The 3,824-nt window shown below is 73.2% G+C and carries 3 protein-coding genes; all 3 read right to left on the reverse strand.

What is annotated here, in order from left to right:
• Window positions 1–52 precede the first annotated feature (52 nt).
• Complete coding sequence (locus ITI46_RS33630) at window positions 53–337, reverse strand: hypothetical protein (protein ID WP_209243739.1); 285 nt, start codon at window positions 335–337, stop codon at window positions 53–55.
• A 513-nt stretch (window positions 338–850) separates the two neighbouring features.
• Window positions 851–1,795 carry a helix-turn-helix transcriptional regulator gene (locus ITI46_RS33635; protein ID WP_209243740.1) on the reverse strand — a complete coding sequence of 315 codons (945 nt, stop codon included), beginning with the start codon at window positions 1,793–1,795 and terminating at the stop codon, window positions 851–853.
• Between the two features lie 27 nt (window positions 1,796–1,822).
• The gene (locus ITI46_RS33640; protein ID WP_307808427.1) at window positions 1,823–3,559 is read right to left on the reverse strand and encodes an AMP-binding protein; all 1,737 of its coding nucleotides are present in this window, start codon (window positions 3,557–3,559) and stop codon (window positions 1,823–1,825) included.
• Between the last annotated feature and the right edge of the window lie 265 nt (window positions 3,560–3,824).

Here is a 3,824-nt window from a genome sequence, read left to right on the forward strand (position 1 = left end):
GGTACGGCTCGGGCGCCGTACCGGACCGCGCGGACAGGGGGAGGGGCCGGTCTCAGGCGCGCTGCGGCACCCGGCCGGTACCCGCTTCGGCGCCCTGCCCGCCTGCGGCACCGAGAGACAGGGTGCGCCAGTGGCCGGTGTCCGACTGCTCGACCAGCCCGTGCTCGGCCAGGCCCTGCAGGTGCTTGAGCACGGTGCGTTCCTGGTATCCCACGCCGACCGACAGCTCCTCGACCGTCGCCCCCGACGCGCCCGCCGTCCGTACCCGCTCCCATGTGCGGCCCGCGCTCTGTCCCAGGCCCCCGTCGCGCGCGGGCGTACGGAACAGCTCGCTCACCGACTCGGGGGTGGGCGCGGATTCGGGTGCGGAGGCGGGCGCCGGGGCGGCCCGCGCCGGTTCCGGAGCGGAGGCGGGCGTCGCTCCCGGTGCCGGGACCGGTTCCGTAGCGGTGGCGCGCGCTGTTTCCGGTGCCACTTCTGGTGCCGCTTCCGGCGCCGGCGCCGGGCGTGGTGCGGGGGCGTCGGTGCGGGGAGACGGTGCCCGGGTCGCCGGTGCCTGTGCGGTCGCTGTCGCCCCGGTCGCCGTCGCCCGGGTGGTCCTCGCCCGGGTGGCGGAACCGACAGGGCGCGGGGTGCGGTTGACCTTGCGGTGCCTGCGTCCTTTCTGCCGCTTGCTCATCGCGCGCCCGCCTCTCCGTGGTGCAGCGGTGTCGCCAGGGACGGAAGGGGGTGTCGTTGTGCAGTGATCATGTGGGGGTTAACGAACGAGCCCGCGCCGAGTCGATCCGCCGATCGGGGCTCAGGCTCGTCCGGCAGCGCCCGCCCCCGTACCGGGACAGGTGTGCGCGGCTCAGGGCAGCAGGCCGTGGCGGCGCGCTGCCGCAACCGCGTGGTGCCGGCCGTGCACGCCGAGCTTGCGGGTGGCGCTGCGCAGATACGCCTTGACCGTCTCCGGCTCCAGTCCCAGATACCGGCCCGCCTCGGCGTTGGTGCAGCCGAGCGCGACGTAGGAGAGGACATCGAGCTCGCGCGGGGTCAGGCGTGGGCGGTCCGGGTGCGGCGCGGCCTCCGGTGGTGTGCCGGGGGCGGCCCCGGACTCGATCCCCGTGCGCAGGAACCTGTCGCAGGCGTGCCGCAGCCTGTCCCGCAGCGCCGTGTCCTCGATCTGCTGGGCGATGCCGCGCAGTTCGGCGTGCAGGTCCCGCAGCGCGTCGAGTCCGGGTGCCGGAGGCTGCGCTGCGGGGGCCTCGGCGGCGGTCTCCAGCAGCCGCACGCGCCGGGCCACCTCGTCCCGTACGGCGATCTCGCTCGCCAGCCGGCGTGCGGTGTCCATCAGCGCCGCGGTCGTACGGTCCCCCAGTGGGGCCGCTTCGCGTGCTGCGGCGTACAGCACGCCCCGCACCCCGCCCTGCACGGTCACCGGGGCGGCAACGAGCGAGCGTATGCCCTCCCGGCTCACGGGGCTGTCGTAGTCGTGGGTGATCGTGGTCGCCGGTACATAGTCGTCGACGGCGAGCGGGCGGTGGTGCCTGAGGACGTACCCGCCCAGCCCCCGGCCCGGCACCACGCGCAGGCCGCGCATGGAGTCGGTCAGCGTCCCGGTGAACTCCGTCAGGCGCAGCGCCCCGTCGGCCACCGCGCCGCCGAAGACCGTACGCACACCTGTGCGCTGCCGCGCCAGCCGGAGGGCGTGCCGGAACGCGTCGGTGTCGTCCTGACGCAACGGGGGCCCGGGGAACGGGACCGGGCCGCCGCCGGCGCGGGCGTGGGAACGGGAACGGTCGGGTGAAGGCAACCTCGACTCCTCCGCTGCGAACGGTGGTCAGTGCGATGGCGTGGCCTGGGGGCGGGGGCCGCTCCCGGGACCCGGCGCCAGGCCCAGCAGCTCGATCGACTTCTCGCGCATCTCGACCTTGCGCACCTTGCCCGTCACAGTCATCGGGAAGCCGTCGACCACGTGTACATAGCGCGGGACCTTGTAGTGGGCGAGCCTGTCGGTGCAGAACTCGCGGACTGCCTCGGCCGTGAGCGGTTCCGCGCCCTCCCGCATCCGTATCCACGCCATCAGTTCCTCACCGTAGCGCTCGTCGGGCACCCCGACGACCTGCGCGTCCAGCACATCCGGATGGGTGTACAGGAACTCCTCGATCTCCCTGGGGTAGATGTTCTCGCCGCCGCGGATGACCACGTCCTTGATCCGGCCCGTGACGATGACGTATCCGTCGGCGTCCATCACGGCCAGGTCCCCGGTGTGCATCCAGCGCGCCGCGTCGATGGCAGCGGCCGTGGCCTCGGGCTGTTCCCAGTAGCCGAGCATCACCGAGTAGCCGCGGGTGCACAGCTCGCCGGGTTCCCCGCGCGGCAGGCAGCGGCCGGTCTCCGGGTCGACGATCTTGACCTCCAGGTGCGGGCCGACCCGGCCCACGGTCGACACCCGCCGCTCGACCGAGTCGTCGGCGCGGGTCTGGGTGGAGACGGGGGAGGTCTCCGTCATGCCGTAGCAGATCGACACCTCGGCCATTCCCATCCGCTCGATGACCTGCTTCATCACCTCGACCGGGCACGGCGAACCGGCCATGATGCCGGTGCGCAGGCTGCTCAGGTCGAAGGAGGCGAAGTCCGGGTCGGCCAGCTCCGCGATGAACATCGTCGGCACTCCGTACAGCGCGGTGCAGCGCTCCTGCTGCACCGCGCGCAGGGCCGCCTTCGGCTCGAACGCGGCGGACGGGATCACCATGCAGGCGCCATGACTGGTCGCCGCGAGGTTGCCCATCACCATTCCGAAGCAGTGGTAGAAGGGCACGGGCAGGCAGACGCGGTCGGCCTCCGTGTAGCCGCACAACTCGCCGACGAAGAAGCCGTTGTTGAGGATGTTGTGGTGGGAGAGGGTGGCGCCCTTCGGGAAGCCCGTGGTGCCCGAGGTGTACTGGATGTTGATCGGGTCGTCGGCGGAGAGGGTGGCGGCGATGCCGTCCAGCACCTCGCGGATCCGCGTGTGCGGCTGCGCCCGGCCTTCGGCGAGCAGCGCCTCCCAGCCGCCGTCGGAACCGGCCCCGCCGGTGTCCTCCTCGCCGATCAGCACCACGTCCGTCAGCGCGGGGCACTCGCCGCGCACCTGCTCGATCATGGCCGCGTAGTCGGAGCCCTTGTGGGCGCGCGCCGCGACCAGGGTGCGGATGCCCGCCTGGCCGAGCACGTACGCCAGTTCGTGCGCCCGGTAGGCGGGGTTGATGTTGACGAGGATCGCGCCCAGCTTCGCCGTCGCGTACTGCACCAGTGTCCACTCCGGGCAGTTGGGCGCCCAGATGCCCATCCGGTCGCCCTTGCGGATGCCCAGTCCGTGCAGGCCGAGCGCGACCGCCTCGACATCGGCGGCGAACTCGCGGTAGCTCCACCGCCGTGCCCCGGCCACGTCCACCAGCGCGTCCCTGTCCGGGTGCAGGGCGACGGTGCGGTCCAGGTTCTCCCCGACGGTGTCGCCCAGCAGCGGAGCCGTCGACGGTCCTGAGGCGTAACTGCGCTCGGCGCTGTGCGCACGGGGCGGTGCGGATGCGGGCACGGGTCCCTCCGGGAGGTACGCGGGGTGTCGTGGGTCACACATACCTGCCGTGAGAGCCGGTCCGCTACCCCTGGGTGGGGGTAGCCGGCCGGTCGGCCGGACAGCCTCGTTCGCGGGCTGCGGGTGGGTTGTGGCCGGGCGCTGGGAACGCAGGACGGGCCTGGTACGCGTCGGCGGCTCGCGGGTCGAACGGGTGAATCTCGGTGGCCGTACCCCGGCAGGTCCAGGGGTCGCGGGGCCTCCGCGCTCCGTACCCGCCCGCTCC

The sequence above is a fragment of the Streptomyces oryzae genome (genome assembly GCF_017676365.1).
GTDB classification, from domain to species: Bacteria; Actinomycetota; Actinomycetes; order Streptomycetales; family Streptomycetaceae; genus Streptomyces; species Streptomyces oryzae.